Origin of the sequence: Flavobacterium sp. CLA17 (assembly GCF_013112255.2) — a bacterium.
GTDB classification, from domain to species: Bacteria; Bacteroidota; Bacteroidia; order Flavobacteriales; family Flavobacteriaceae; genus Flavobacterium; species Flavobacterium circumlabens.
Genome location: NZ_CP068294.1, coordinates 3,340,504 through 3,365,843, shown reverse-complemented (window position 1 = coordinate 3,365,843; position 25,340 = coordinate 3,340,504). Strand labels below are relative to the sequence as shown.

The window sequence follows — 25,340 nt, the reverse complement described above, 5'->3', positions numbered from 1 at the left end:
AGGAAAATTTTATTTTCTGAGCGCAATTTTCTTTCTGATATTACTCAGGAAAACATTTGTAATTCCCAGATAAGCGGCAATTTGAATATTGGAAAGGCGCTGTATAAGTTGCGGATATTTGGTTGAGAATTCTAGGTAGCGCTGATCTGCCGTTTTACTCAGATTATCAATCATTCTTCTTTGTAAGGCAACATGCGTCTTTTGGGTCATGATCCTGAAAAGTTTTTCTATTTGCGGGAGATTCGCATAAGCATATTCTTTTTCTTTTTTTGCGATTAAAAGTATTTCACTGTCTTCTAATGCTTCTATGAAAAGTTGTGACGGAGTTTCATTTGTAAAACTGTCAATATCCGTAATCCACCAATTTTCGATGGCAAAATAGAGTATTTGTTCAAAACCATTCTGGTCAATATGATACACACGAAACAAACCTTTCACTACAAAAGCTTCAAATTTACAGACTTCGCCTTCCCGCAATAAAAAACTTTTCTTCTTAATAATCTGATGTTGAAATAAATTGCAAAATGTTCCTATTTCAGGATCTGAAAGTGAAATGTGAGCGGTAATATTTTTTTTGAGAAGTTCAGTCATTAGATGCGGTACTATTTTCTAACGTTTGCCTGATTTAGAAAGACAGGTTGTTGAACCATAAAAGTACTGAAATTTTTAATTGGCTCACTTATCCTCGTCATTTTTAAGTCAGCTAATTAATGCTATTCAAATTGCAGCGATAAAATTTGTTACCAATTTAATCGAAGAAAGAGGTAACAAATATTCCGGATGAATGTTCGATTTTGTAAATGCAAAAACAAAACATTCATCCGGAATATATTTCAAGCTGCCTGAATACAGGAATCGGAGATTTTCCTTTTTGTGAAGGAAACGAATACTATTGCGGTTCCCACTTTTCATTAGCTTACTTTTATTTGTATTTTATATTGATGCTGATAATATCCGATGTCATATTAGTAGTTCTCGTGTAATGACCGTAACGAACCTCTACCGTATTCCAGTGTTTAAGACCAAAGATTCCATTTGGAGGTGTGAATTTCATGCCCATTCCAAAGAAGCTGCTGTCGAACTTAGATAAATCGTAGTTACTGGTATAAAATTCAGCTGCGGCCGTATGTTCACCATAAGGCTTGAAATACTTTGTTCCACTCTGGGTATAATATCTGTAAAATGGACTCAATGAAAAAGCCTGAGTTAACTTCACCGGAATTTCAAGATCAGCAGTATGAGCTTTTAAACTCCAATCGTCTGAATAATAGCGGTAATAAGCACGAATAATCACATTATCTCCTAAAAAATAACTGGCCCTTATTCCCAAAGGAATTTTAAGTCTGGTATCCGGCATTTTTTCCTGATGTACGGAGCCATCTGCAAAATAAACCCTGTGAAAAGGAAGACTGAGATAGCCATTTTGACTGATAACATCACCGACTATCAGTACCTGCAGGTTCTTGTTTATAATCTGCGAATAACTTAAAGTTCCGGCAAAAGTATTTCTGTTGGCACTATCGTAGCCTTCGCTTCCGGGAGCAGGAAGTTCAACAGGCTCAATGAGTTTGAGCTGATCCATAAAGGTTTGAAATTTGGCTGTAAATTCTCCGTTTCTGTCTTTCGTTTTTTGTGAGAAACTAATATTTCCTCCAAAAGACTGGTAATCAAACTCGGTTGATGATGAAACTCCTACAGCAAATGTTCTTCCTTTCTCTTCATTTTCTCTTAAATAAGTTAAGGAAGGATAGAATCTGTTGTCTGAAGAAGAAGCAGATGAATTGGCACTTAAATCGATCATATCTGATGAGGCAGAGGTATAATGATCAATTCCGGCTTCAATATCAAAGGTATGTTTAATTCCTGTTTCGCCGTATTTCACCAGTTTAACATCAATAGTATTCGCGATATCCGTAAGATGTTCGGAACCAATTCCTCCCGTAACGGCTGAATTGTCTCCGTCCTGTTTGTAATAGCTCGAAACTAAATTTACTTCTTCCACCTTTAATTTTTTGCTTTTGTAACTTGTTGAATCAGTAGTGACATTCTGGGCTTTTATCTGAAATAAGGCCAATAAAGCAAATCCTGTTATGAATATTCTTTTCATTTTTTAAGTGTGAAAATTAGTTACAGCCACAGCCACCGCCGCTTTTTCCTGAGTTAGCTCCGGAAGCTCCTTCGCGGTAGGATTGAAAACTGAGTTCCGTTTTTTCTATTTTCCTGTTGGAAAGTACCATTTCAGAATCGTTGATTTTTCCTTTCTGGTATTCCTTTACCGAAGTGCAGGAGGTAAGCAGAAGGACTGTAAAAGCAGCGGTACAGAACAATGCAGGGATTTTTTGCTTTGGCTTTTTCATTTTAAACGGATGTTTTTGGATGTGTAAATTTTATTATTGTCGTCAATTATAATGCAGTATAAATCGGGTATCTGATCTATTAAATACAAACCTGCCCTGATTCCCATAACCGCAATTGGAGTGGCCATTGCATCTGCAAATTCTGCATTGGAAGCGATAATGGTAACACTTTTTATTCCGGTTATCGGCAATCCTGTTTTTGGATCGATAGTATGTGAATATTTTTTATCGTTAATGACAGCAAACTTTTCATAATTTCCCGAAGTTGCCACCGCTTTATTGGATATTTCCATATAAGAAAATGCCGCATTTGGAGCATCGGGATCTGCTACACCAATGGTCCATTTTTTACCGTTTGGCTGTACTCCCCAGGCGCAGAGATCTCCGCTGGCATTGATTATACCACTTTGAATATTATTTTTGATTAAGATTCGTTTCGCCATTTCAGCGGCATATCCTTTTCCGATACCGCCAAAACCAATCCGCATGCCTTTTTCTTTTAAAAATACCGTTGTGTTTTCTTTATTAAGGATAATATTTCGATAATCAATAAGATGTACCATTTTTAAAGCCGTTTCAGCATCAGGCAGTTGGGTCATGAATTTGTCAAAATTCCAAAGACTTTTGTCGATACTTCCGTAGGAAATATCAAAAGCGCCCTGTGTAATTCCTGAAATTCCGATAGCTCTTTCAATGAGATTAAAAACCTCAGGATCTACTTTTACAGGTTCAATACCCGCATTTTCATTGATCAGGTTGGTCTGGCTGTCCTCTTTATAGGTAGTCAGCAGTTTTTCAATTCTTCTGATTTCTTCAATCGCAAGCTCAATATTTTTATTTGCGATGTTCTCATTTTCCGCTACAACTGTAATAGTAAAGTTGTTCCCCATGAGTTTGAGGGATTGTGAATATTTTTGATTTTTCAGTATGTTACTTTTTGCTGTCACAAATTGCTTTTATTTCGGCAGTCCATTCATCCGGAGTAGTTTCCGGTTTTCCATGCCAGGTTTTAAGAACTTTTCCATCGGCATCAAGAAGCAGGGTAAGAGGGAAGCTTCCTTCTTTATTGTAAATTTCTGCTAAGTCTTCATTCCGTTTAACCTGTTCAGCGGTGCCGATATTTTTCTTTTTTCTCGGAAAATCAGCATTTACGAGCACCAAATTTTCATTAGCCATTTCTGTAAAAACGGGACTTTCAAGATAGTCCCGACGCAGTACGATACAGGGACCGCACCAGTCCGATCCGGAGAAGTTCAGCAATATTAATTCGTGCTTTTCCTTCGCGATTTTTTTGGCATTGTTAAAATCAGGTTCCCAATTTATCGGGAGCACGGTTACTAATAAAAACAAGGTAATTAATTTCATTTTGCAGTTTGTTTTTAGACACTTACGAAATAACGACTTGTTACGGATTTTATTTTTTTTAATTGCTTAAGATTCGATTAATTTTTGATCTGATAAAAGAACTATTACTTTTAAGTGGTCTGTACCCCAAAAAGATAACCAACGAGTGCAGACATTTCCATGGCAAAAGTGCCCCAGATGCAGATACGTAAAACAGCTTTCAGAGTATGCGACCCGCCTGCTTTCGCAGCCAGTATTCCCGATAATGCTAAAAAAGAGAATCGAAAATCCGTATTGATACACCACCATTTCTTTTAAAGGAGCGAAAATAGCTACCAACAAAGGCAGTAAAGTTTAAAATTTATAACAGACGAAGTGAAAAAAAGTAGAATGATTCTAAATGTACAGGGGGTAGTTTTACAGTCTTTTTCAGCATTGTAAAAAGTAGCGGCACAATAGATTATCGCTTCTCAGGATTTGGATTTAAATTTAGAAAATCCTCTTTTAACGACATGCTGATCGTTTGGGACTGATGATCGTTATCCAAATTACAATTGACCGTAGTTTAAATTTAGTACTGGCTTAAATTGAAATATATTAAACTAGCAAAAAAAAAGGATTACTGCAAATGCCAGCTGCTTTAGATAGGGTTGTTTGTATGTTTTAAAGGCAATGTTACTATAAATTCAGCCCCATTATCTTTTTCGCCAATAGCAGTAATTGTTCCATTGTGTCTTTTTACGATTTTTCTGCAAAGAGCAAGACCGAGGCCATTTCCTTCATACTGATCTTTGGAATGCAGTCTTTCAAAAGCATTGAAAATCCTTTCATTAAAAGCCGGATCAAGTCCGATACCGTTATCCTTGATGGTGATTTTTACGAAATCAACGCCATTGATTTTTTCGTCGGAACAGCTGATAATTACTCTGGGCGGCATATCTGCTTTTGAGAATTTCAGTGCATTCTGAATCAGGTTATAAAAAAGCTGGTTGATTAAAATGGGCGCACCTTCCATTTCAGGAAGATCACAAGTGGTTAAGATCGCACCTTTTTCTTTTATAATAAGCTCGAGGTCTGTTTTAATATTTTCAATAATTTCATTGAGATCTATTTTTTCAAAAGGCTGGATTGTTTTGTCCAGGGTAGAATAAGCTAATATGCCTTCTATAATATTTTCCATCCTGTTTGCAGACTGGTCAATTTTATGAATATACTTTCTTGAATTTTTGTAAAACCCGGCTTTCTTTTCATTATTTAAAAGGGTATTGAAAATTTTAATTTTTCGAACAGGTTCCCTTAAATCATGGCTTACAATACCTGCAAAATGAAGAAGATCATTATTGGAACGTTGTAGTTCTTCGGTATGATTGTCAACCTTTCTTTTTAACTCTTCTTCAAATGCTCTCTGCTTCTGAATATCCTGAATGATGCCTATAATAGTTTTTGGAGTACCATTTTCATCCTTTATAATTTTACCATTAATTTTTGTCCATTTTACAGATTGATCCTCGTTGAGGATTCTGCTCTCATAGCTTATTTTTCCTGTAATCAGGGCTTCTTCATGCGCTTTTTCGCGTACAGCCAGATCATCCGGATGCAGTTTGGCAATCAGTTCTTCATTGGTTATCTCCCCGTCAACAGACCAAATGGAGTTGAAATTTCCGGAGGTTTTTATTTCTTTTGTTGCCAGGTCTATTTCGTAGGTTCCCATACCGGAGGCATCTATTGCCATAGTAAGTTTTTCATTTGAACTTTGTAGCTGCTCTTTGGCCTGATGTAAATCGGTGACATCAGCTCCTGTATTAAGTATACCGTATACATTTCCCTTTTCATCAAAAAGGGGAATAAAACTGTAGTTGAAATAATGATCGGTCATTACACCGTCGATAACCAAATCTACTTTTTTATCTTTGGCATGAAAAGGAATTCCGGTTTTGTATACAGTCAGTGCCTCATCAAAAATTTGCTGATCCAGAATTTCCGGAAGAACGTCAAGGTAATTTTTTCCAATTACCTGATCTCCTTTTCCCCATGTCTTAATCATGGCAGGATTTGCAATCTCGATTTTTAAATTATCTCCCACGTATACTCCAACAGGCAGGGAAAGAGAGTCTACTATATCATTCAAAAGCCTCGGGTTTTGGTACATAGTGATTTTTTGTTTTTATCAGCGAATCTAATTAATTCTTTTTTGTAATTCTTTACATTACTTTAGTTAACTGTTTCACAATTTCAACTAAAGTATAATTGCCAGTGCTTTTTGTTTGTCTTTCTATTTTAGTATTGAAAGTAGACCATTGAAATGAATACTCACAACAATCTTATAAAGTATAGCAACAGCTAATTTAAATAAAAAAGATTTTTATTTTGTTTAACTTTACGTAAAAATGTTTAAACATTCATTACCTTTAACATTTAAGGTACTCATAAGCTAAAATTGAATCAGATTGTAGTAAAAATTAGTAATGAATATCTGGTATTCATTGTGGTGGCAAGAATACCTCACTTACATCAGCCTGACCTATCATCAACTCAAATAGATAAAAAATGAATAAAATTGTAATTATCGGTGGAAGCAAAGGAATCGGCAGCGCTGTCTTACTGCAGCAGCTGGAGCATCATTTTGTTTATAATATCAGCAGGACAGTACCGGATATCGAACATCCTAATCTCGTTCATTTTCATGCTGATGTGCTTCAGGATGCACTGCCAGAAATTGAAAGTATAGATACGCTCATCTATTGTCCGGGTTCTATTACTCTAAAACCGATTTTAAGTTTGAGCATTGACGATTTCAGGAATGATTTTGAGATCAATGTGATTGGGGCGGTAAAAGCCATTCAGCACTATCTTCCCGCCTTAAAAAAATCAGAAAATCCGTCAATTGTTTTATTCAGTACAGTTGCCGCAAAACTGGGAATGCCTTTTCATGCCAGTATTGCTGCGGCAAAGGCGGGGGTAGAGGGACTGGTAAAATCACTTGGTGCAGAATTAGCTCCCGTAGTGCGCATCAATGCCATTGCACCGACTATTACGGAAACTTCGTTGTCGGCTTCTATTTTACGAAATGACCGTATGAAAGAAAATATGATTGAGCGCCATCCGATGAAAAGCTATTTGAAACCGCAGGAAGTGGCTCAAATGGTAAATTACCTGATTTCAAAAGATGCCGGATCAATATCAGGCCAGGTTTTTCAAATGGATTATGGATTAGTTACCTTTAGACTTTAACAACACGAAATATGAAAATTCTTTTAACAGGCGCAACAGGTTACATCGGCAAGAGACTTTTACCTTTGTTACTGGATAAAGGGCACGAAGTAATTTGCTGTGTAAGAGATAAAAACAGGTTTTATTATCCGGAAGAATTTTCAAAAAATGTAAAAGTCATTGAAGTTGATTTTCTGGATCCGCAAAGTCTGGAAAACATTCCGGATGATATCGATGCGGCTTACTATTTAATTCATTCCATGTCGGGTTCCGCTGCCAATTACGATGAACTCGAAAGTATTTCCGCCAACTATTTTATTGAAAAATTAAATAAAACTACGGCTAAGCAGATTATTTACCTCAGCGGAATTGTTAACGATAAATCGTTGTCTAAACATTTATCTTCAAGAAAAGCTGTCGAGCAAATTTTACAAACGGGAATAATGGCCAGCACGACCCTCAGAGCCGGAATTATTGTGGGCTCGGGAAGCGCATCATTTGAAATTATACGCGATTTGGTAAATAAGCTCCCGGTTATGATTACGCCAAAATGGCTCAATACCAAATGTCAGCCGATTGCTATTACTGATGTTTTGGAATTCTTACTCCGATCGCTGCTAAATCCAGCAACCTATGATCAGAGTTTTGATGTTGGAGGTCCGGACATCCTTACCTATAAAGAAATGTTACTGGAGTTTGCAAAGGCAAAAAAACTTAAAAGATACATCTATACGGTACCGGTGATGACTCCGAAATTATCCTCTTACTGGCTCTATTTTGTAACCTCAACCTCCTTTAAACTTGCGTCGGCTCTGGTAAGCAGTATGAAAGTGGAAGTAATATGCAGTGACAACCGAATCAATGACTTGCTGGGAGTAAAACCTATGACTTACAAGCAGGCACTTGAAAGAGCTTTGATAAAAATTAACGAAGATGCGATAATTTCAAGTTGGAAAGATTCCATGGTAAGCGGACAATTTAAAGGAAATGTCGCCAGCTATCTCAAAGTTCCCAAAAAGGACTGTTTTATTGATCGAAGAAAAAGGGAAATCATAGACAGGGATTATACCATTTCGAAGATCTGGTCTATTGGCGGAGAAACAGGATGGTACTATGCAGACTGGCTCTGGGATCTGCGTGGCTTTATTGATAAGATTTTCGGAGGTGTCGGCGCCAGAAGGGGAAGAACGCATAAAAATGAAATACATGCCGGGGATGCACTCGATTTTTGGCGGGTCGTATACGCCAATAAAAAGGAAGGAAAACTGATCCTGTATGCCGAAATGAGACTGCCTGGTGAAGCATGGCTTGAGTTTAAAATTATCAATTCAACCTTATATCAGGCCGCTACCTTTAAACCGAGAGGCATAATGGGCAAGTTGTACTGGTACTCGGTACTTCCGTTTCATGGCTTTATTTTTAATGGAATGATAAAAAAGCTAATTCGATAACTTCCGGATTATATCATGCTGTGCTGCTCAAAATGTCTCAATTTCCAGATCGGAACGAAAAATTAGAGATTAAATGGAAAACCCGCCAATACTTTACGTATAACTTTGTTGTTGATTTGATTGTTAATAAATAGTTCCTGAAAGCGTGTTAAAGTGATTTTTTCAACTTATAAATTATCTAATTTTATAAAGTAAGGAATGAAGATTAATTTTAAATAATTAAAAATGGAAAAAGCGATAAAACTACAGGTTCGTAAGGAGTTAAACAGTCAACAGCAATTCGATATTATTAAATTAAAAGGGAGCTTAATTTCCAATGGGTACACGGAGATCATTCATATTGACGATCAGGATGAAGAATTTCATATCAATTATTTTGAGACAGCACCTGAAAATACAAGTGAAGTTCAGGATTTCATCAAAGCATTTATCCATAAGGCCGAACTTACAGATAAGTATTTTTAAATAAGAATAGTGAACACATTACCACCAGTAATTTTTGCTGTTGGAACGATTTGATTTTGCTCAGCGGCAGAACAAAAAATCAAGCGTGAAATAGCTGTTTCTTAAGTTCCTGATTTGAGGATTGTAATTCCTGGCCAACAAAACTAAGCCGCTTCAAATGGAAAATGTATAGTATTGATCTTCTTAAAACTGTTGCTTCAAAAACGGGCATAATTCAAAAGCAATTTTTTTACTAATGCAAAAAAGCCGATGCGTTTCTCATCGACTTCATAAACATATGCGCATTCGGTTTTACCTCATCATTAGAAAAGTTCCGGGATCTTCTTCATTCTCATCATCCATTTCTTCCCAGTCATTCTCATCATACTCCGATTCCAGATCATCCTCAAGGTCTTCTTCCAGCTCTCCAGGTTCTAAGTTGTAGTGGTTGCTGGCGGTCAGGGGAGGAACAAAACCGCTCTCGAGATAATCATCATAATTCAATAACAGTTGTTCTTCATAGGATGTCATATCACTTGCAGAATCCTCGTACGTATAAATGTAATTTTGGGATTTCATATAAATCAGTTTAAATTAATAGCTTATCATTCACCTAATTTGGTCCATTTAGATTATTTTAAAGGTACCGTTTCTGTTGCAGCAGATTTTATATAATTTTCAGGAAGGATTGCTAAATTTTCATCTGCTTTACAATTTTTAAAAATAGTTTTCCAATTTATTTCTAATCCTAAAATGAAAACCTCCGTAACGGTTATTACAGAGGTTTTTTCCTGTTTTGAAGCTGTTTAATCTATTTTCAGACTGTCATCACTAAAAGTTTCAGGATCAGGTTCACGGTCATTTTCATCATAATCTTCTACAAGATCATCGTCGAGATCATCGGCATCAGTTTCATCTTCCTCCAAATCATCTTCTTCCAGCTCGCTGTCATCAAAATCCTCTTCGGTATTTTCCTCATCATCTCTTTCCAGCGCGTTAGAGAGTTCATTATCAGGATAATCACCGCCTTTGGCATCCTGATTAGAATCTAAAAATTGCTCCTCCCGTGTATCTTCGTCACCAAGTTTCTCCTGTTCGTATTGCTTGGTATAGCTTTGATTGTCTTCGGTAGAATTATGTTCGTTCGGATCATAATTTCTGTTGTTATCTGTAATCATCGTATTTGTATTTAAGTGATAAGAAATCTTAACTGTTGGTTGCGGCACTTCCGGTGCTTCCGGCGCCGCCTGAATTGTTATTTCCTTCTTCTTTTTCTTCTTCATAACGATCCGGATCTGTGCCGTCCTCGTCACTTCCATCTTCCCAGTCACCAGTGTTAACATGTTCATTCTGATTTTTATCGTCTGCCATAGTGTTCAGCTGAGCATGATACGGGCATTTTTGAAGATCTTCGCTATTGTAATTATTTACATTTTCCATGACTATATTTTTTTAGATTTTTAATATCCTAAAATTAAAGCATGTCTGCAGGTTTAGACTTACAGGAAAAATTGAATTTGTTGTTGAATTAACATGTAAATCTGGTGGCATCAGAGAAAATTCATTTTGTACTGTAACAAATAAAAAATAAAAATAATTTTGTTTCAGTTTTCGGAACAAATTGAAAATAAAAAATAATTTGTTTCAATACTAAAAATCAAAAAATATAATGTGCCTTTGGCCGCTATACTAAAATGTCTTAAATACTTGCTTTCCTACTCTTTTAGGAGTTGGTAAATTTTAAGTTTAAATGCATTATTCCGTTTGCATTTTTTATAAATTCAAAAATTCGCTGGATTAATTTGTATATATTTGTTTACATAATTATACACAAAATATCACAACAAATGCAAAATAACATTCTGGGAAGCTTGAAAGAGCATGAAAACAAATTATTGGCTACATGGTCGCAACTTCTTATAGAAAACGGTTCAACTGATGGTACCACGGAGGAGGAGGAATCAAAAGAATTTACAGCGCTTTTACTTGATGCTTTACAGCATTCAAATGGAAATAACGATTCGGAGGAATTTGAAAAAGTTCATGATTTACTTATCGGAATTTCAAGTTCAAGAGGAAGACGCGGTTTTTCACCTCGTGAGAATGCCCAGTATTTAATTACCTTCAAGGAGGCTGCCTCAAAAATTCTTTCAGACATTGAACCGGATGCTGCTACATTGTACCACGCTAATTTACAGTTGAGTACTATTTTGGACAATATGACCATTCTGACATTCGAATCGTATATGAGAGGACGTGAAGATGTTATTTCAAGACAAATAGACGAGATCAGCGAAATTTCAACTCCGGTTATACGGGTTTGGGATGGTGTTGTAGCTTTGCCTATCATTGGAACATTAGATAGTTCAAGAACACAGGTTGTAATGGAAAATCTTTTGCAGCAGATAGTAGATACGGGAAGTTCTATAGCGATACTTGATATCTCGGGTGTACCTGCAGTAGATTCACTGGTAGCGCAACATTTGATAAAGACTGTAAGTGCAACGAGATTAATGGGTGCAGAATGTATCATTAGTGGTATCCGACCAGAGATTGCCCAGACAGTAGTACATTTAGGAATAGATCTTACAGGTATCATTACTAAAACTTCACTCGCAAGTGCACTTCAAACGGCTTTTGATATGCTTAAGCTTACCGTGGTAAAAAGAAAATAATAGCATAACTAAATTTTACTATGGAAAGAATTCCTATACTTAAGATGGGGGATTTTCTGCTGGTTACCATACAGGTTGACCTGTACGACCAATTGGCAGAAAACCTGGAGTCTGATTTGATTAATACTATAAATAAGCATAGCTCTAAAGGTGTTTTGATTGATATATCAGCGGTTTCTATCATTGATTCTTTCATGGGAAGAATCCTCGGAAATATAGCGGTTATGTCAAAAATTATGGATGCCCAGACAGTGGTAGTGGGCATGCAGCCTGCAGTTGCCATTACACTTGTTGAACTCGGATTGTCTTTGAATGGTGTTATCAGTGCCTTAAATGTTGAAAAAGGTATGGATCTGCTTCGCGCGAAAATGTACAATGGCGATAAAGAGGAGCAAGTATATGACGACGACGAACAATAAAGAAGAGCTTTTAATCATAAAAGAGCAGGATGTAGTTCCGTTGCGCAATCGTGTAAAGGACTATGGCGTAAAACTTGGAATGAGTATTTTGAATCAGACCAAATTAATTACAGCCACCAGTGAGCTTGTGCGAAACCTTTTAAAATATGGAGGAGGCGGTAAAGTGATTATTGAGTCAGTGAGCAATGGACGCGATAATGGCGTACGCGTTACTTTTATTGACAACGGCCCCGGAATAAAAGATATTGCACTGGCCATGCAGGACGGATACAGTACCGGAAAAAGTCTGGGTCTGGGCCTGCCCGGAACAAAACGACTGGTGAACGAATTTGATATACAAACAGAATTAGGAAGCGGCACTACCGTAACTATAATAAAGTGGAAAAATGGATAATACTTTTTCCGTTTACAAAATTGACGATAGAAGCTTAATTGCTTTTATAAAAAGAGAGATACATAATTTAGCCTTACAACTGGGCTTTTCCCCTCACAGGGCTGCTGAAACTGACATCATTGTTGCAGAATTGACTTCTAATCTTATTAAATATGCCAGTGGAGGAGAATTACTCTACAGGGCACATTTCAACGATGATCATAATGAAATAGAGATTTACTGTCTGGATAAAGGACAAGGAATTGAAAACACGGCAAAAATCATGAATGATGGCTATTCTACTTCCAATACACTTGGACAAGGACTGGGTGCCATAAAAAGATTAAGCAATGATTTTCAGATTTATTCCATAAAAGGATGGGGTACTGTTCAGTATATCAAGATTTGTGATAAGTCTGATTTTTTAATTCCGCTTCCAACAAACGAACTGAATTTCTCCGCTTTGAGTGTCAATTATCCAGGAGAAAAAGTCTGTGGTGACGGATATTACGTTAAGCAGACAAAACGGGGTTTTCAAATTTTCGTAGGGGACGGATTGGGTCATGGCGTGCATGCACAAGAAGCTGTTCAGCAGGCTATCAAAGTTTTTAAACAATCCGGAGATAGTGATCCGTGTGCCATTTTAAGGGATATCCATGATCAGGTTAAAAAGACGAGGGGCTTAGTAGGTACTATTGCCAGTGTCGATTATAAATCAGAGCATTGGTCTCTTTGCGGTATCGGAAATATCAATACCCGTATTCATAACGGTCTGGAGAATAAAACCTATACGCCCTATAATGGTATTATAGGTCATAATATTCCCCGTACCTTAAACAACACTCTGGTTCCTTATCAAAAGCATCAGATTATAGTTATGCACAGCGATGGATTGGGTACGCGATGGAATCTCAATGACTTAACATCAATCATCAAGCAAAATCCGAGCGTGATTGCCGCTACGCTGTACAAAGACAATGTAAGGGGAACTGATGATGCAACAGTTCTGGTTGGCAAAATAATTTAGGGTTATGAAGGAAATTTTAAAAATAAATCTTGACAATGAGATGGACCTGATACTGGCCCATAAGCGCTCGATGAAAATTGGTGAAATGTGCGGTATGCCAGTATCAGCGCAAACCAGATTTTCAACAGCGTTGTCTGAAGTGGCAAGATGTTCCATCTCCAATGGCAAAAATTCGCTGTTGGTGATTGGTATTAATGTGATCAGATCCAATCAGAAAGAAATCCTGGCGGTATTAACAGACAGTGTTGATCTGCAAAAGAGCAATCCGGAGGCTTATAAATATGCTTCAAAGATTTCCGGCAATCTGGAATATGAGTATGCTGACAACCAGTATATAACCAAATTAAGTCAGGTCATAACAGCTCCGGGACTTCTTTCAGATGTGAAAATAAAAAGTCTGGTGGATTACTTCAAGTATGAACCGGCTTTGTCTCCCTATGATGAGATCCGAAAGAAGAATATAGAGCTTATAGCCCTTTCAGAGAAGCTGGCGGAAAGTGAGAACCGTTACCGGAAATTAGCCGATACAATTCCGGTTTTAATCTGTGTGGTTAATGAACGAAACCAGGTGCTTCTTTCCAATACCTCCCTACAAGAATACCTGCACGCACCGCTGACCGTTTTTGATAAGAAAACCATAAGTAGTTTTATCCATTCCGGAGATGTGCAGGATCTGTTTGAAGGCTGGTCCAAAGCCAGGAAGGACGGACTTGATTTTTTTGCAGAAATCAGAATTAAAAAAGATTCTTCGTATATCTGGCATGTTGTATCGATAGTACTGAATAAAGCGGAAGACGGAACATTTAGCAGCTGGCTGATTTCTTTTGTTAATATCAATGCACAAAAAATGGTTGCTGAAGCCCTAAAGGACAACTCGGAGCTGAAAGAGATTCAGCTTGAACTCGAAAGTGCCAATTCAAAATTAAAATTCAAAAATAAAGAACTGGAGCAATTTGCCTTTGTGGCGAGTCATGATTTGCAGGAACCGCTGCGTAAAATCAGGATTATGCTTTCCCGTGCTGCAGAGCACCTGACAGAGGAGCAAAAATCACTGTATTACTTTGACAAGATTACAATGGCGGCAGCCCGACTGTCTAATTTAATTTCAGATGTATTAAATTATTCGAGGATAAATAACAATGATAAATCTCCGCTAAAAGTGAACCTTAATAAAATTATTTCGGAAACACTGGATGATTTAAGCATGGTAATCGAAGAAAAGAATGCGGTATTGCATATAGACACAATGCCCCTGGTAGAGGGAGTGGATTCTCAGCTTCGTCAGCTATTTTACAACCTGATTAATAATGCCTTGAAATTCAACACTTCGCAGCCCACTGTAACTATTACCGCTGCGGTAATGTCCGCTGCAGATTCAGATACTGTAGATATCGCGGCTCCAACAGGAAGCTACGATGTCATATCAATTGCAGATAATGGCATAGGAATGGACAGTGAGTATTCAGGTCGTATATTTGACATGTTCCAACGGTTACATGAAAGGGACCAGTATGGTGGTAACGGTATTGGACTTGCTTTATGCAGGCGTATTATAGAAAATCATAACGGAGTGCTTAATTTTACCAGTAAACCGCAGGAGGGAACCACTTTTTGGATCTACCTGCCCAGGAATTAAAATTCATAATACTATTTTTTAGCTGCAGTAAAATATAAGTGTATTCGCAAACTCCTTCTTCTGATTTTTTCAAATTCAACTTTATTTTGCGTAGTAAGTAGCAGTTTTCATATTACACAAAAATTTAAAATAATCTTAACAATACTAAGTTTCTGGAATTTAAATAAAAATTAAACCTGACAGGTTTTAAAACCTGTCAGGTTTAATTTTTTGTAGTGTCTTTAGAGGTTTAGCTACTATTTTATTATCCACTGTTTCTTTCCATATTTTTTTGGAAATTACCAAAGCATCAAATACAGAGATATAAAATTCCTTTTTATATATTTGAATATCTGTAGATCATATGAAATTAAATAAAGCATGATAAATTTTCCGACTTTAATGGGTTTTACAAGCGGTACTGCTTTTTTATCAGGATGCTTGCTTTTAGCAAAAGCCCGGAAAGTCAATTTACGGGCTAATATTTGTTTGGGATTATTTATGATTACGCTTTGCTTAGCGATTCTCGAAATACCTTTATTTGCGCAAAATTTCCACTTAACGAATCCGTTATTATTTGAAATCATTGGATTATTGCGTTTTCTGACAGCACCCTTACTTTACTTTAGCGTAGTGTACTTTACCTCTTTTGAAAAAAAAACGGAAAGGAAAGATTTGTTGCATTTACTGCCTTTCCTAATTTTTCTTATTTTCAGAATTCCGTTTTTTATCACCGGAAAAAATATAGATTTTAGCTATCAAACCGGCAGAATTGTATTTTTTATACTTCAGATTGCTTTACCCGTACAGACTGCCGTTTATTGGTGTTTGTCGTTTATAAAATTGCAAAAACATATCAAAAATGTAAAACAGTTTTCATCTCTTCTGGACAAAGTAAATCTGAACTGGCTGAAGTCTTATTTATTAATTGTACTGATTATCATGATAGTCTGGCTTAATCTGGTGTTTTTTAATTTAAAAGCTTTAATCAACTATACGCCTCTGGTATATGTACTGAGCATTTTTTTTCTGTCTTTTTTTTCCTTAAGACAAGAAGAAGTTTTTAGTTACAGCAAGATTGAATTAAAAGAGTTGGCAACTATTGAAGAGTATAAAAAAGACAGCCCTAAAAGAGTTGCCGGTGCCCGATTGACTGAACTGGAAGCCAGACTGAAGAGTCTTATGGAGATTGAAAAAGTTTATCTTGAAAACGATTTAAGCCTTCCGAAACTTGCCGGGATGCTGCAGGCGAGCTGCAATGAAACTTCTTTTCTGATCAACGAAAGGAATCAGGATAACTTTTATAATTTTATAAATAAATATAGAATTGAAGAAGCAAAAAAACTTTTATTGTCCGATAGCTGTAACCACTTAAACATTGTCGGGATTGCTTTTGAATCTGGTTTTAATTCCAAAACTACTTTTAATACCACATTCAAAAAAAGCACAGGATATTCGCCAACTGCGTTTATAAAAGCCAGTAAAACGGGTTAATCAAAGAAATTTAAAATAGGTTCGAAAGGGTACATCGGAACAATTCATAAAGGATTACTATTCAAATTTGCGGGATATTAATTCAAAATCGAAAAACCATGTCAGAATCATTTTCCTTAGCGTTTTCAAATTCATTATTTAAAAAAAGCATCACTTCCTTCATCTTCGGGCTTGAGTTTTCGGCCGTAATGTTACTTCTGGGTAATGGAGGTAATGTTCCGTGGCTCCCTCCGGTGTTGGTGTTTTCTGTTATCGGATTTTTTTTAGTAAGCAGCCTATTGTTTCCGTTTATCTGGCATTTTTTAGAACGAAGGCAAAAAATTAATTCTGAAAAAATATTCGGCTTTCTTTACGGGGGGATTCGTTATTGTACAGCTTTCAATTTAGCTGGTTTTGGCTGGAAAAAGTACTATGGTCTTCAATTTGTCGTGCCGGAAGAAGTTTCCAACAGGGCTATGAACCAGCAGACAGGCGAGTGGCTTACCTGGTTTTATTTTGGATATTCGCATACGTACGGAATCTTAATAGCCTCCATTCAAATAATAGGCAGCACTTTACTCTTATTTAGGAAAACACTGCTTTTTGGAGCATTAATTTTGTTTACCTTACTCTTAAATCTTACGCTGATTAATATTTTTTATGAGATGAATGCCGGTGCACTGCTTCAATCTATACTCTTGACCATCGGTGTTTTATTTTTGATCCTGCCTGATTACAAAAAGCTTATTGCTTTCTTTTTTGAAACAAAAACATTGCTGCCATCTTTCCATTTTAACAGACTTGTAAAAAATGCCATTCGCATTTCGGTTCTGGTATTATCATTAGCTTTTACGATTTACCTAAAGTCATTAATTAGATAAAGAGCTCGTGATTTCAAACATCTTTTTTAAATCCCATTTCTAACGAGATGGGATTTTAATTTTTGGGCCCTGGAGGAACAAATTTTAAACCATTTTCAGCCCTGTAACTATTAAAGTGCATTTTATAGCTGTAATTCATTTCAAAAAATCAAATGTTATTCGGAACAATTAAAAGTTTCAATTCATTATTATATCTTAGCATCTATAATTATGGATACAACTTTAGAAATACTTGGCGCTATCTTCGGTTTTTTGGCCGTTTACTTTACAATCAGACAAAATATCTGGTGTTGGTTTTTTGGCTTAATTCAGGTGATTATATATTGCTTTGTTTTCTACACCTCAAAATTGTATTCAGATATGATCCTGCATATTATTTATATAGTGCTGCAGGTATTCGGATGGTACAGCTGGAAGTATGGCGGTTCCGATAAAGGAACATTACGCGTAAACCTGATTACGAACAGTACTTTCTGGATTGGTTTAACAGTTGTACTAACGCTGCTTGTAGGCTATATTATGCAAACCAGAACCGATGCCGCTTGTCCCTATCTGGATGCTTTTATAATGGTGGCAAGCCTGGTTGCCCAGTACCTGATGATAAAAAAAGTATTGGAGTCCTGGTTATTCTGGATTGCAGTTGATGTGGTTGCTATTGGCGTATATGGTTATAAAGCTTTATATTTTACAACAGTATTGTATGTGCTTTTTCTGATTATGGCTATAGTGGGTTACTTCGAATGGAAAAAAGCACATACAGAAGAATTTATTTATGACAGACAAACATAAAGTTGGGTTAACACTGGGCAAGTTTGCACCTTTTCATAAAGGGCATCAGTTCCTGATAGAAACAGCAATTAGTGAGGTTGATGAATTAATAGTACTCATTTATGATGATCCTGTACTAAATATTCCACTGGCAACCAGAGCAGGCTGGATACGGGAAATATATCCGGAAATTTTGGTCATTGAAGGGGTAAATTCGCCCAATGATACAGGTTATACGGCTGAGATTATGAAAATTCAGGAAGACTATGTCTTATCCATTTTAGGCAATCGTACCATCTCCCATTTTTATTCGAGTGAGCCTTATGGTGAACATATGAGTATTGCGCTGAAAGCCCTAAACAGGCAGGTTGATGTGAGTCGCAATACCATTCCTGTATCAGCGACAAAAATAAGAGAGAATCCCTATCAATACAAAGACTTTGTTCATCCTAAAGTTTACAAAGATTTAATTACGAAAGTAGTATTGCTGGGTGCCCCGTCAACGGGTAAAACAACTTTGACCGAACAATTAGCCGTTCACTTTAATACCCAATGGATGCCTGAATATGGTAGGGAATACTGGGAAAAGCATCAAATAAATAAAAGACTGACTTTAGAAGATCTTCTAAAAATAGCCGAAATCCATATAGGGAAAGAAGATGCTTTGGTGTTGCAATCCAATAGTTTTTTATTCTCTGATACCAATGCTATTACGACCTATTTATTTTCACTGGATTATCATGGAAGTACTCTTCCGGAACTGGAAAATTTAGCAAAAGCGGCAGAAAGCAGGCACGATATTATCTTTGTATGTGATACCGATATTCCTTATGATGATACCTGGGACAGATCCGGAGAGGTGAAAAGAGAAGTATTTCAAAAAATAATAATCGAAGATTTAAAAGCCAGAAATCTTAAATATCATATGCTCAAAGGTACTGTTGCAGAAAGAATTGAGCAGGTGTCAAAAGTATTGTCTGCTGCAGAAAACAGTAAATTTTAAATAACCCGGAAACAAAATATAGCATGTCTGATCTGATCAATAAAACAATGGGATTTTTTAAGAAAGTCCCTGAATCGCCTACGAATCCGCAAGATGCCTCAAAAGACAACAAATTTCAGATAGAAGATCTTTATTCAGGCGATATTCCTCAAAATGAATCCAATAATTCCATTACTTTAGATGAAAAATTGCGTCAGGCGTATTTCTGGATCACTAATATTGCCATTATCAGCCCGTATTATGATATAGAATTCAATGATGGCGATCCTAAAAAGTTTTTGTTTGGAGACAGTAAAGTGCCGGTTTACCTGCCAACCGACCAAAGTTATTCCAGTTTTGTATTAATGCCTTTACTGAATCTGGCTGCCAGGGGTAAATGCCTCATTGTGGGTGGACCCGGTCGTGGAAAAACAGCTACTTCGGTTTTGATGGGTTTGTTGGCGGGCTACGATAAAAAGGATGTCATGCGTGCCATTCAGCACGGTCAGCCTCAAATGACGATTTCAGATTTATTAGGGCATCCGTTACCTTCAGATATGGTAAAGGCCGAAAAGACTTCGGATATTAGAATTGCGTGGCGAAAATGGCTCGGCATGCGCGTGAAAATTATTGATGAATACAATCGAATTCCAACCCGGACACAATCTGCTTTACTAACCGTACTGGCCGATAACTATGCTGAAATTTTCGATCAGATTTATGAATGTCCCGAAGGCGCCTGGTATCTGACGGCGAATGATGATGCCGGCGGCGGAACCTATCAGGTTATTGAAGCCTTAAAAGACAGGATTGATATCGTGATCAGGGCCATGCATTTTAATACACGGTTTATTGACGATTTATTGCAGCGTATTGAACTTAATTTTAAGCCGGAAGCGATCATTCCCGAAGAAATTATTTTTACGGAAGAGGAACTGGATACCATAAACAAACAGATTAGAGGTGTACAAATAGAACCCGAATTACGGAAACGTATCGAGTTTTTCTGCCGCCAGTTTGAATTTTTTGAACCTGCTTCCAATCGATTGGAATACATGACCAAAGACACGGCAAAATTGTCAGGTATGGACATGCGTTCGCTTTTTAGAAAAGAAACCGGAAAGGATCAGATTAAAGATTTAGGTTCACAGGCGAAAAATGGTTTGTCCGTTCGAAAAATCATGACTTTATTGATGTTCTCCAAAGCTTTGGCCTATTTCAGGGGGAATAAAAAAGTAGAACTGGAAGATATCAGACAGGTTTTACCATTCGTTTTGCACGATAGCCTGACACCACATCTAGAATCGCCCTTTTTTGACCAGGCAGGGAATGAAGTTTACAGAGTAGATCGAATCGTATGGCTGCGAAATTTATTCGATTTGTCCTGCGATGAATATGTGAGTCAGGATTTAGACAGAAATGATCCGGTGGATACCTTTGAAGCCGAATTTAAAAAAGGACTCGAAAATATATCTTCAAAAGAAATTGACAATCGCCTTTTAAATATCGAAAAGCAATTGCAGAGATGGTCGGAAGAGAAAAAGTTGTACGGGTACAGGGCAGATGATATTTTAAAATTAAAATACCTGCACCAGCGTTACACCAATTATAAAAGATGGCTGCAATGGAAAAAATAAGCTTTCCGGAACTCATATCAGAATTAAGCGATAACAGCGTGTTGTACAATCAATGGTACAGGGAAAGCGAAATGAAGTACGGCAATTTGCCAGCTCCACTTATTGCCGGCTGGATGACAGAAGTGGTTGAACCCATAGTAAAAGCAGCAGTTACCATTAATTCAGCCTCAGAAAAGATTCATGAAGTTGTAAAAGCGCTGTATCTGGAATCTTTAAAATTAATCGGAAGCGGGTTGCTCCTCCGTTATAGAGATGAATATAAAGAGGCGTGGCTATTACTGGCAGAAATGCCTAACCTGACAGTGAAATTCCCAACAAAAATGATTTCATTACTGAATGATGTACTGGTAAACCTCCATAGGTATGCGCCGGAGAAAAGCATAGCGTGGTGTACACTTATCGGCACCAGCAGTTCTGAAATTAAAACAATAGAAGATTTTAAAATTGTGGGACGTATTTATGCCTGGAACTGCGGTTTGGCCCATTTAAGAACTCGTTTAAAAACGGATTTCGGGGAACTTTCTGAAAATCTGCAGCAAACTATTGTCACTACCATAGGTACAGATGAAAATACAAACCACCTTTTTAAAAATGCATGGACAACTACTAATACAAAATTTGAAGGGGTTCAGGAAGGTTTTAAAGGCACGACCGGCTTTTTTGAACATCCGCCAGTGCTGGCACAGATTGGGGAACATATATTTGTAAGCGATTCCAATAGCAGTTACGCCCTTTTTGCAGACCAGTTTGGCAAAGTGTTACTTCCGGCCGCTTCTGTTGATGCGGCGTATATTGTATCCCTTTCCAAACGATCTGAAACCCTGGAGAAATGGCTTGGAAAAGACAATGAAAAAATTGACGCACGCACTATTTCATCTGTTGTGGTCACAGAAGACACCTTGGTTTTTACCTTAAAAAACTCCTATTTTTTATACCTGTACAGTCTTGGAAATGCATAATCAATCTGAAATAGAAAAAACACTGGCCTTGTGGAAATCGCATTGGCAGCCGGCAAAACTGGAATGGAATCCGCTGTTGCGTTTACAGGAACCTATCTGGTGTTTATCAAATGAAGAGGCCGTGAAAGAAGGGCTTACAGGAAGTTTTGCAATGATCCGGTTAACAGATCATCGCATTGTGATTAATTTAGAAGAAATTTTACAGCGCGGTATTACCGATTATGCTACTGAAGTACTGGCGCACGAAATTGGACATCATATTTTTACGCCAGCCAATTTATACGACAACGCCATTTTACTGAATCGTATTCGTTTTGCGCTTCCGGGTATTGAGGACAGGGCACCTATGGTCGCTAATTTATATGCTGATTTTTTAATCAATGATAAATTACAGCGTATTCATAAATTAAGAATGTCGGAAGTGTATCAAGCGATTAATTCAGAGGATACTTTTTCTGAATTTTGGACGCTGATGATGCGTACTTATGAATATTTATGGCGTTTAAACCGGGGTGAATTGGCAACAAATTTATCTTTCCACAGTAAAAAAATAGATTCTGATGCCTCCTTATTAGCCTCTTTGGTCAGAAGCTACTCCAAGAACTGGATTCATGGCGGCGGTCGTTTTGCAGTGATGTTATATCCGTACCTGATGGATGACAAAACCTTTCAGGATTCCCGTAAAAAGATTTTAATACTATTAGATGCAGAAGATGCAGGGAAGGGAGCTATGGATATTGCAGGTATGACCCAACTCGATTTAGAAGGGTATGATGAAGTAATTGATATGCGAAAAGAAGCCCTGAGCTTAAAAGAAGAAGAGGACGCTAAAAAGAAAAAGCAAAGTTTAGGCATCGAAAAAAATAGAGCAGGTGGGGAAGGACCCCGAAAGGGCTATATGGGCCCCGGAAATTATATTGATCTGATGAAACAGGTCAATCCAAACACAGACGAACAGCGTCTGGTCAATGCTTATTACAAAGAAATTGCCTTACCGCATTTAATTGATTTTCCTGTGGAAATTTCTGAAAATCTATCACTGGATCTGCCGGAAGGACTGGAAACCTGGGATATTGGCGACTCGATTGAAGAAGTGGACTGGCTGCAGTCTGCCATTTTATCACCGACCCTTATTCCGGGATTAACGACTCAAAAGAGAACGTTCGGTTCCGATTCTGACAACAGTATTTCAAAAAGTCCCTTAAATGTATATATCGGGATCGATTGTTCGGGTTCGATGATGAATCCGAAACAAAATTTTTCATGGCCGGTTTTGGCAGCTACCGTTATAGGTTTATCTGCCTTACGCGCAGGAGCAGCTGTTATGGGATGCCTTTCCGGTGAGCCCGGTGATTATCTGGAAACGGATGGTTTTATTACAGACGAAACAGATTTACTGACCACTTTAACCTCGTATTTGGGTACCGGTTATGCCTACGGAATGGAACGATTGCGAAAACCATTCGAAGAAAAACCAAATAAAAAATCACATATTGTAATCGTCACCGACAATGATATCTTTAGTATGCTGGATGCCAATACAGGAACAGAACAAAGCCATTGGGAACTGGCCGAAATTGCCTTAAAAAATGCAGGCGGGCACGGAACTATGGTTTTACATTCTCAACCCGATTATCATAAAGACTTCGTGATCCGACTAGAAAAAATGGGATGGAAGGTCTTTTATGTTACAAATGAAGCAGAACTTTTAAAGTTTGCGCTGGAATTTTCACAACAAAATTATGCCTATGTCTAAGTATGATGTTTTTGAGCTGGTTACGTATTTACGAAAATGCCCGGATTCTTTTCTAAAACCCTCTGACTTTCTTTCGACGGACGGAGTAGATTCGATAGCTTTGGTTTGCGATACCTACAGGATTACAGGAAATACTTTTTTAAAAAGGGATTTTAATATACCAACGGATGCCAGTCTAAAGGCTATTACTGACAACCATTGGCGGGCCATTCATATTTCTGCCTGGTTATTGTGTCATTCCGATTTTAGAAATGCACCTGTTATAGAAGACAAATTGTATTTTTTTTGGTTTGAAGAATTACGCAACGCTTCGGCTTATGTAAAATTTAACGATTGGATTGCTGATGATGAGCGTGCGGAGGAAATGGTGAGATTATTGCTAAACTGCTGTGAAATTATCCCTAACGGAGAAAATTATGATGAAGCTGCAGATAAATTATCCTCCATAAACAGTGCGGACCGACATAAAGTTCTAAAAGAATCGTACGAAGCACATGAACGAATAATGAATATTAAAAGAGAGATGGCAGAAAAAAAAGCCCGTGAAGCCGCAAATACCTATGGACGCGAGTAGTGGTCCGCAAATAGCGTTAACAGACAAAGAACGTTTTCCTTTGCTGGATGATTTAAGTTTTTTAAATGAACTTAGACAGGATGTGTTTGCTCCAAAATTTAATTTTAAAAGCGGTGACCGGTTAAATACGGGACAGCTTTCAAAAGTGAAGGCGTACCAAAAGAAATATTATGATAAAAAAGTATTTTGGAAAGAAGGGCAAACTCCAATTTGGTTAACAGACTATTTAAAATGGTGTGTTAAAACAGTACCCTTTTACCAGAACAAAGGGAATGACTTCGATTCTTTTCCCACGACTTCCAGAGAAGATATCCGAAAATCTCCTTATTTATTTGTTTCCAATGAGGCCAATTTAGACGAACTATTGGTGTATCATACTTCCGGATCTACGGGGCCGAAGTTAGATGTACTTTTTGAAGCGGTATCCCAGGCTGCCTGGTTGCCACAAATTGAGTCCGTTCTTAAAGAGTTTAATATTGCTATTACAGAAAGTAAAAATACCACGGCTATTGCTTTGATCTGTGCCCAGGAAAAAACATTGACATACGCTTCTTTATCCACCTATCTGCAAGGAGCCGGTGTATTAAAAATAAACCTGAATCCGTCAGATTGGAACCAGCCAGAGGATGTTACAAAATATCTGGAGAAATACAATCCGCAAATCCTGACCGGCGATCCGATAGCTTTTACGGCATTGTTGGATTTACAGCCGCAATTAAAACCAAAAGCGCTTATATCCTCGGCGATGAGGCTGACAAAAGGGACCCAAAACAAATTGGAAAATTATTTCAAATGTCCTGTTATCGATCTTTATTCGTTAACAGAGTGCAGAAATATAGCTTATGCGACCAAAAACGGACATCAAGTGATCCGGCCGGACTTATATTTAGAAATTTTTGATGAACACAATGATATGCCGCTTCCTTATGGCGAAAGAGGCGAGTTAGTCGTTACCGGAGGCAACAATCCGTTTCTGCCCTTAGTACGTTACAGAACGGGCGATTTTTGCAGTTTAAAAATAGAAAACGGTATTCCGTTTTTAGTAGACCTGGAAGCACGAAATCCTGTCGTTTTTTTTACAAAATCAGAGGTGAAAATCAATAATATCGATATTTCTAATGGTTTATCACATTTGCCTCTGGCAGGTTTTAAAATGCATCAGAGAAAAGACAAGCTGATTCAGTTTACAGGATATTCTAATAAAGTTACCTCAAAAGAAATTGTTGACCTGTTGCAGCTCATTTTTAAAAATGATATTGAAATCCATGCTGATATTCAAAAAATAGGTCAAAATAATGCGGTAGAAAAATCGCAGTATACTTCAGAATTGACAGGCAATTCATAATCCTGTCCTAAAAAGTCAAATAAAAACGGGCTTGCCAAAGAGCAGGTCAA

General features: G+C 37.4%; 26 protein-coding genes. 17 read left to right on the top strand and 9 right to left on the bottom strand.

Going from position 1 to position 25,340, the window contains the following annotated elements; translation table 11 throughout:
* Nucleotides 1-9: 9 nt before the first annotated feature.
* The 6 genes from HAV12_RS13805 to HAV12_RS13780 form a co-directional block, all read right to left on the bottom strand.
* Nucleotides 10-591, bottom strand: coding sequence for a Crp/Fnr family transcriptional regulator (locus HAV12_RS13805; RefSeq protein WP_171570168.1), 582 nt, complete (start codon nucleotides 589-591; stop codon nucleotides 10-12).
* A 331-nt stretch (nucleotides 592-922) separates the two neighbouring features.
* Nucleotides 923-2,107, bottom strand: coding sequence for a DUF3570 domain-containing protein (locus HAV12_RS13800; RefSeq protein ID WP_171570167.1), 1,185 nt, complete (start codon nucleotides 2,105-2,107; stop codon nucleotides 923-925).
* A gap of 16 nt (nucleotides 2,108-2,123) precedes the next feature.
* A complete protein-coding gene (locus HAV12_RS13795; protein WP_132034244.1) occupies nucleotides 2,124-2,357 on the bottom strand; it encodes a DUF4266 domain-containing protein in 234 nt (77 codons plus the stop codon).
* The gene (locus HAV12_RS13790) at nucleotides 2,354-3,247 is read right to left on the bottom strand and encodes an FAD:protein FMN transferase (protein ID WP_171570166.1); all 894 of its coding nucleotides are present in this window, start codon (nucleotides 3,245-3,247) and stop codon (nucleotides 2,354-2,356) included. Before HAV12_RS13790 ends, HAV12_RS13795 begins: the two co-directional genes overlap by 4 nt.
* Nucleotides 3,248-3,287: 40 nt before the next feature.
* Nucleotides 3,288-3,722, bottom strand: a complete 435-nt coding sequence (locus tag HAV12_RS13785) for a thioredoxin family protein (RefSeq protein WP_171570165.1) — start codon at nucleotides 3,720-3,722, stop codon at nucleotides 3,288-3,290.
* Between the two features lie 619 nt (nucleotides 3,723-4,341).
* Nucleotides 4,342-5,829, bottom strand: coding sequence for an ATP-binding protein (locus HAV12_RS13780; RefSeq protein WP_240345163.1), 1,488 nt, complete (start codon nucleotides 5,827-5,829; stop codon nucleotides 4,342-4,344).
* A gap of 419 nt (nucleotides 5,830-6,248) precedes the next feature.
* On the opposite strand from HAV12_RS13780, the gene HAV12_RS13775 reads away from it, so the two are divergent.
* From HAV12_RS13775 to HAV12_RS13765, 3 genes are all read left to right on the top strand, one after another.
* A complete protein-coding gene (locus HAV12_RS13775; protein WP_171570163.1) occupies nucleotides 6,249-6,932 on the top strand; it encodes an SDR family NAD(P)-dependent oxidoreductase in 684 nt (227 codons plus the stop codon).
* 11 nt (nucleotides 6,933-6,943) lie between these two features.
* Nucleotides 6,944-8,362, top strand: a complete 1,419-nt coding sequence (locus HAV12_RS13770) for an SDR family oxidoreductase (protein WP_171570162.1) — start codon at nucleotides 6,944-6,946, stop codon at nucleotides 8,360-8,362.
* A gap of 225 nt (nucleotides 8,363-8,587) precedes the next feature.
* Nucleotides 8,588-8,827, top strand: a complete 240-nt coding sequence (locus HAV12_RS13765) for a hypothetical protein (protein ID WP_171570161.1) — start codon at nucleotides 8,588-8,590, stop codon at nucleotides 8,825-8,827.
* 291 nt (nucleotides 8,828-9,118) lie between these two features.
* Here the strand turns inward: HAV12_RS13765 and HAV12_RS13760 are convergent, their stop codons facing one another.
* The 3 genes from HAV12_RS13760 to HAV12_RS13750 form a co-directional block, all read right to left on the bottom strand.
* A complete protein-coding gene (locus HAV12_RS13760) occupies nucleotides 9,119-9,385 on the bottom strand; it encodes a hypothetical protein (RefSeq protein ID WP_171570160.1) in 267 nt (88 codons plus the stop codon).
* 227 nt (nucleotides 9,386-9,612) lie between these two features.
* On the bottom strand, nucleotides 9,613-10,089 hold the full coding sequence (locus HAV12_RS13755) for a hypothetical protein (RefSeq protein ID WP_205423319.1): 477 nt from the start codon (nucleotides 10,087-10,089) through the stop codon (nucleotides 9,613-9,615).
* Nucleotides 10,013-10,246, bottom strand: coding sequence for a hypothetical protein (locus tag HAV12_RS13750; RefSeq protein WP_132034261.1), 234 nt, complete (start codon nucleotides 10,244-10,246; stop codon nucleotides 10,013-10,015). The genes HAV12_RS13755 and HAV12_RS13750 overlap by 77 nt, the downstream gene beginning before the upstream one ends.
* Before the next feature lie 407 nt (nucleotides 10,247-10,653).
* Here HAV12_RS13750 and HAV12_RS13745 point away from each other — a divergent pair, with 407 nt between their 5' ends.
* The 14 genes from HAV12_RS13745 (at nucleotide 10,654) to HAV12_RS13680 (ending at nucleotide 25,290) form a co-directional block, all read left to right on the top strand.
* The gene (locus tag HAV12_RS13745) at nucleotides 10,654-11,481 is read left to right on the top strand and encodes an STAS domain-containing protein (protein WP_171570158.1); all 828 of its coding nucleotides are present in this window, start codon (nucleotides 10,654-10,656) and stop codon (nucleotides 11,479-11,481) included.
* 20 nt (nucleotides 11,482-11,501) lie between these two features.
* Nucleotides 11,502-11,900 (top strand): STAS domain-containing protein, encoded by a 399-nt coding sequence (locus HAV12_RS13740; RefSeq protein WP_132034265.1) that lies wholly within the window; start codon nucleotides 11,502-11,504, stop codon nucleotides 11,898-11,900.
* The gene (locus HAV12_RS13735) at nucleotides 11,881-12,294 is read left to right on the top strand and encodes an anti-sigma regulatory factor (protein ID WP_171570157.1); all 414 of its coding nucleotides are present in this window, start codon (nucleotides 11,881-11,883) and stop codon (nucleotides 12,292-12,294) included. The genes HAV12_RS13740 and HAV12_RS13735 overlap by 20 nt, the downstream gene beginning before the upstream one ends.
* Nucleotides 12,287-13,300: an ATP-binding protein gene (locus HAV12_RS13730; RefSeq protein ID WP_171570156.1), complete on the top strand. Its 1,014-nt coding sequence runs from the start codon at nucleotides 12,287-12,289 to the stop codon at nucleotides 13,298-13,300. The genes HAV12_RS13735 and HAV12_RS13730 overlap by 8 nt, the downstream gene beginning before the upstream one ends.
* 4 nt (nucleotides 13,301-13,304) lie before the next feature.
* Entirely contained in the window at nucleotides 13,305-14,936 is a 1,632-nt protein-coding gene (locus tag HAV12_RS13725) for an ATP-binding protein (protein ID WP_171570155.1), read from the top strand.
* Nucleotides 14,937-15,296: 360 nt separating this feature from the next.
* Nucleotides 15,297-16,409 carry an AraC family transcriptional regulator gene (locus HAV12_RS13720; RefSeq protein ID WP_171570154.1) on the top strand — a complete coding sequence of 371 codons (1,113 nt, stop codon included), beginning with the start codon at nucleotides 15,297-15,299 and terminating at the stop codon, nucleotides 16,407-16,409.
* A 98-nt stretch (nucleotides 16,410-16,507) separates the two neighbouring features.
* Complete coding sequence (locus tag HAV12_RS13715; protein WP_171570153.1) at nucleotides 16,508-17,269, top strand: hypothetical protein; 762 nt, start codon at nucleotides 16,508-16,510, stop codon at nucleotides 17,267-17,269.
* A gap of 210 nt (nucleotides 17,270-17,479) precedes the next feature.
* The gene (gene pnuC, locus HAV12_RS13710) at nucleotides 17,480-18,058 is read left to right on the top strand and encodes a nicotinamide riboside transporter PnuC (protein WP_171570152.1); all 579 of its coding nucleotides are present in this window, start codon (nucleotides 17,480-17,482) and stop codon (nucleotides 18,056-18,058) included.
* The gene (locus HAV12_RS13705) at nucleotides 18,042-19,040 is read left to right on the top strand and encodes an AAA family ATPase (RefSeq protein ID WP_171570151.1); all 999 of its coding nucleotides are present in this window, start codon (nucleotides 18,042-18,044) and stop codon (nucleotides 19,038-19,040) included. The genes pnuC and HAV12_RS13705 overlap by 17 nt, the downstream gene beginning before the upstream one ends.
* Nucleotides 19,041-19,063: 23 nt before the next feature.
* On the top strand, nucleotides 19,064-20,656 hold the full coding sequence (locus HAV12_RS13700) for an AAA family ATPase (RefSeq protein ID WP_197984802.1): 1,593 nt from the start codon (nucleotides 19,064-19,066) through the stop codon (nucleotides 20,654-20,656).
* Nucleotides 20,644-21,615 carry a hypothetical protein gene (locus tag HAV12_RS13695; protein ID WP_171570150.1) on the top strand — a complete coding sequence of 324 codons (972 nt, stop codon included), beginning with the start codon at nucleotides 20,644-20,646 and terminating at the stop codon, nucleotides 21,613-21,615. Before HAV12_RS13700 ends, HAV12_RS13695 begins: the two co-directional genes overlap by 13 nt.
* Nucleotides 21,608-23,371: a hypothetical protein gene (locus tag HAV12_RS13690; RefSeq protein WP_171570149.1), complete on the top strand. Its 1,764-nt coding sequence runs from the start codon at nucleotides 21,608-21,610 to the stop codon at nucleotides 23,369-23,371. Before HAV12_RS13695 ends, HAV12_RS13690 begins: the two co-directional genes overlap by 8 nt.
* Nucleotides 23,364-23,945 carry a hypothetical protein gene (locus HAV12_RS13685; RefSeq protein ID WP_205423318.1) on the top strand — a complete coding sequence of 194 codons (582 nt, stop codon included), beginning with the start codon at nucleotides 23,364-23,366 and terminating at the stop codon, nucleotides 23,943-23,945. The genes HAV12_RS13690 and HAV12_RS13685 overlap by 8 nt, the downstream gene beginning before the upstream one ends.
* Entirely contained in the window at nucleotides 23,914-25,290 is a 1,377-nt protein-coding gene (locus HAV12_RS13680) for an AMP-binding protein (RefSeq protein ID WP_205423317.1), read from the top strand. The genes HAV12_RS13685 and HAV12_RS13680 overlap by 32 nt, the downstream gene beginning before the upstream one ends.
* Nucleotides 25,291-25,340: the final 50 nt, after the last annotated feature.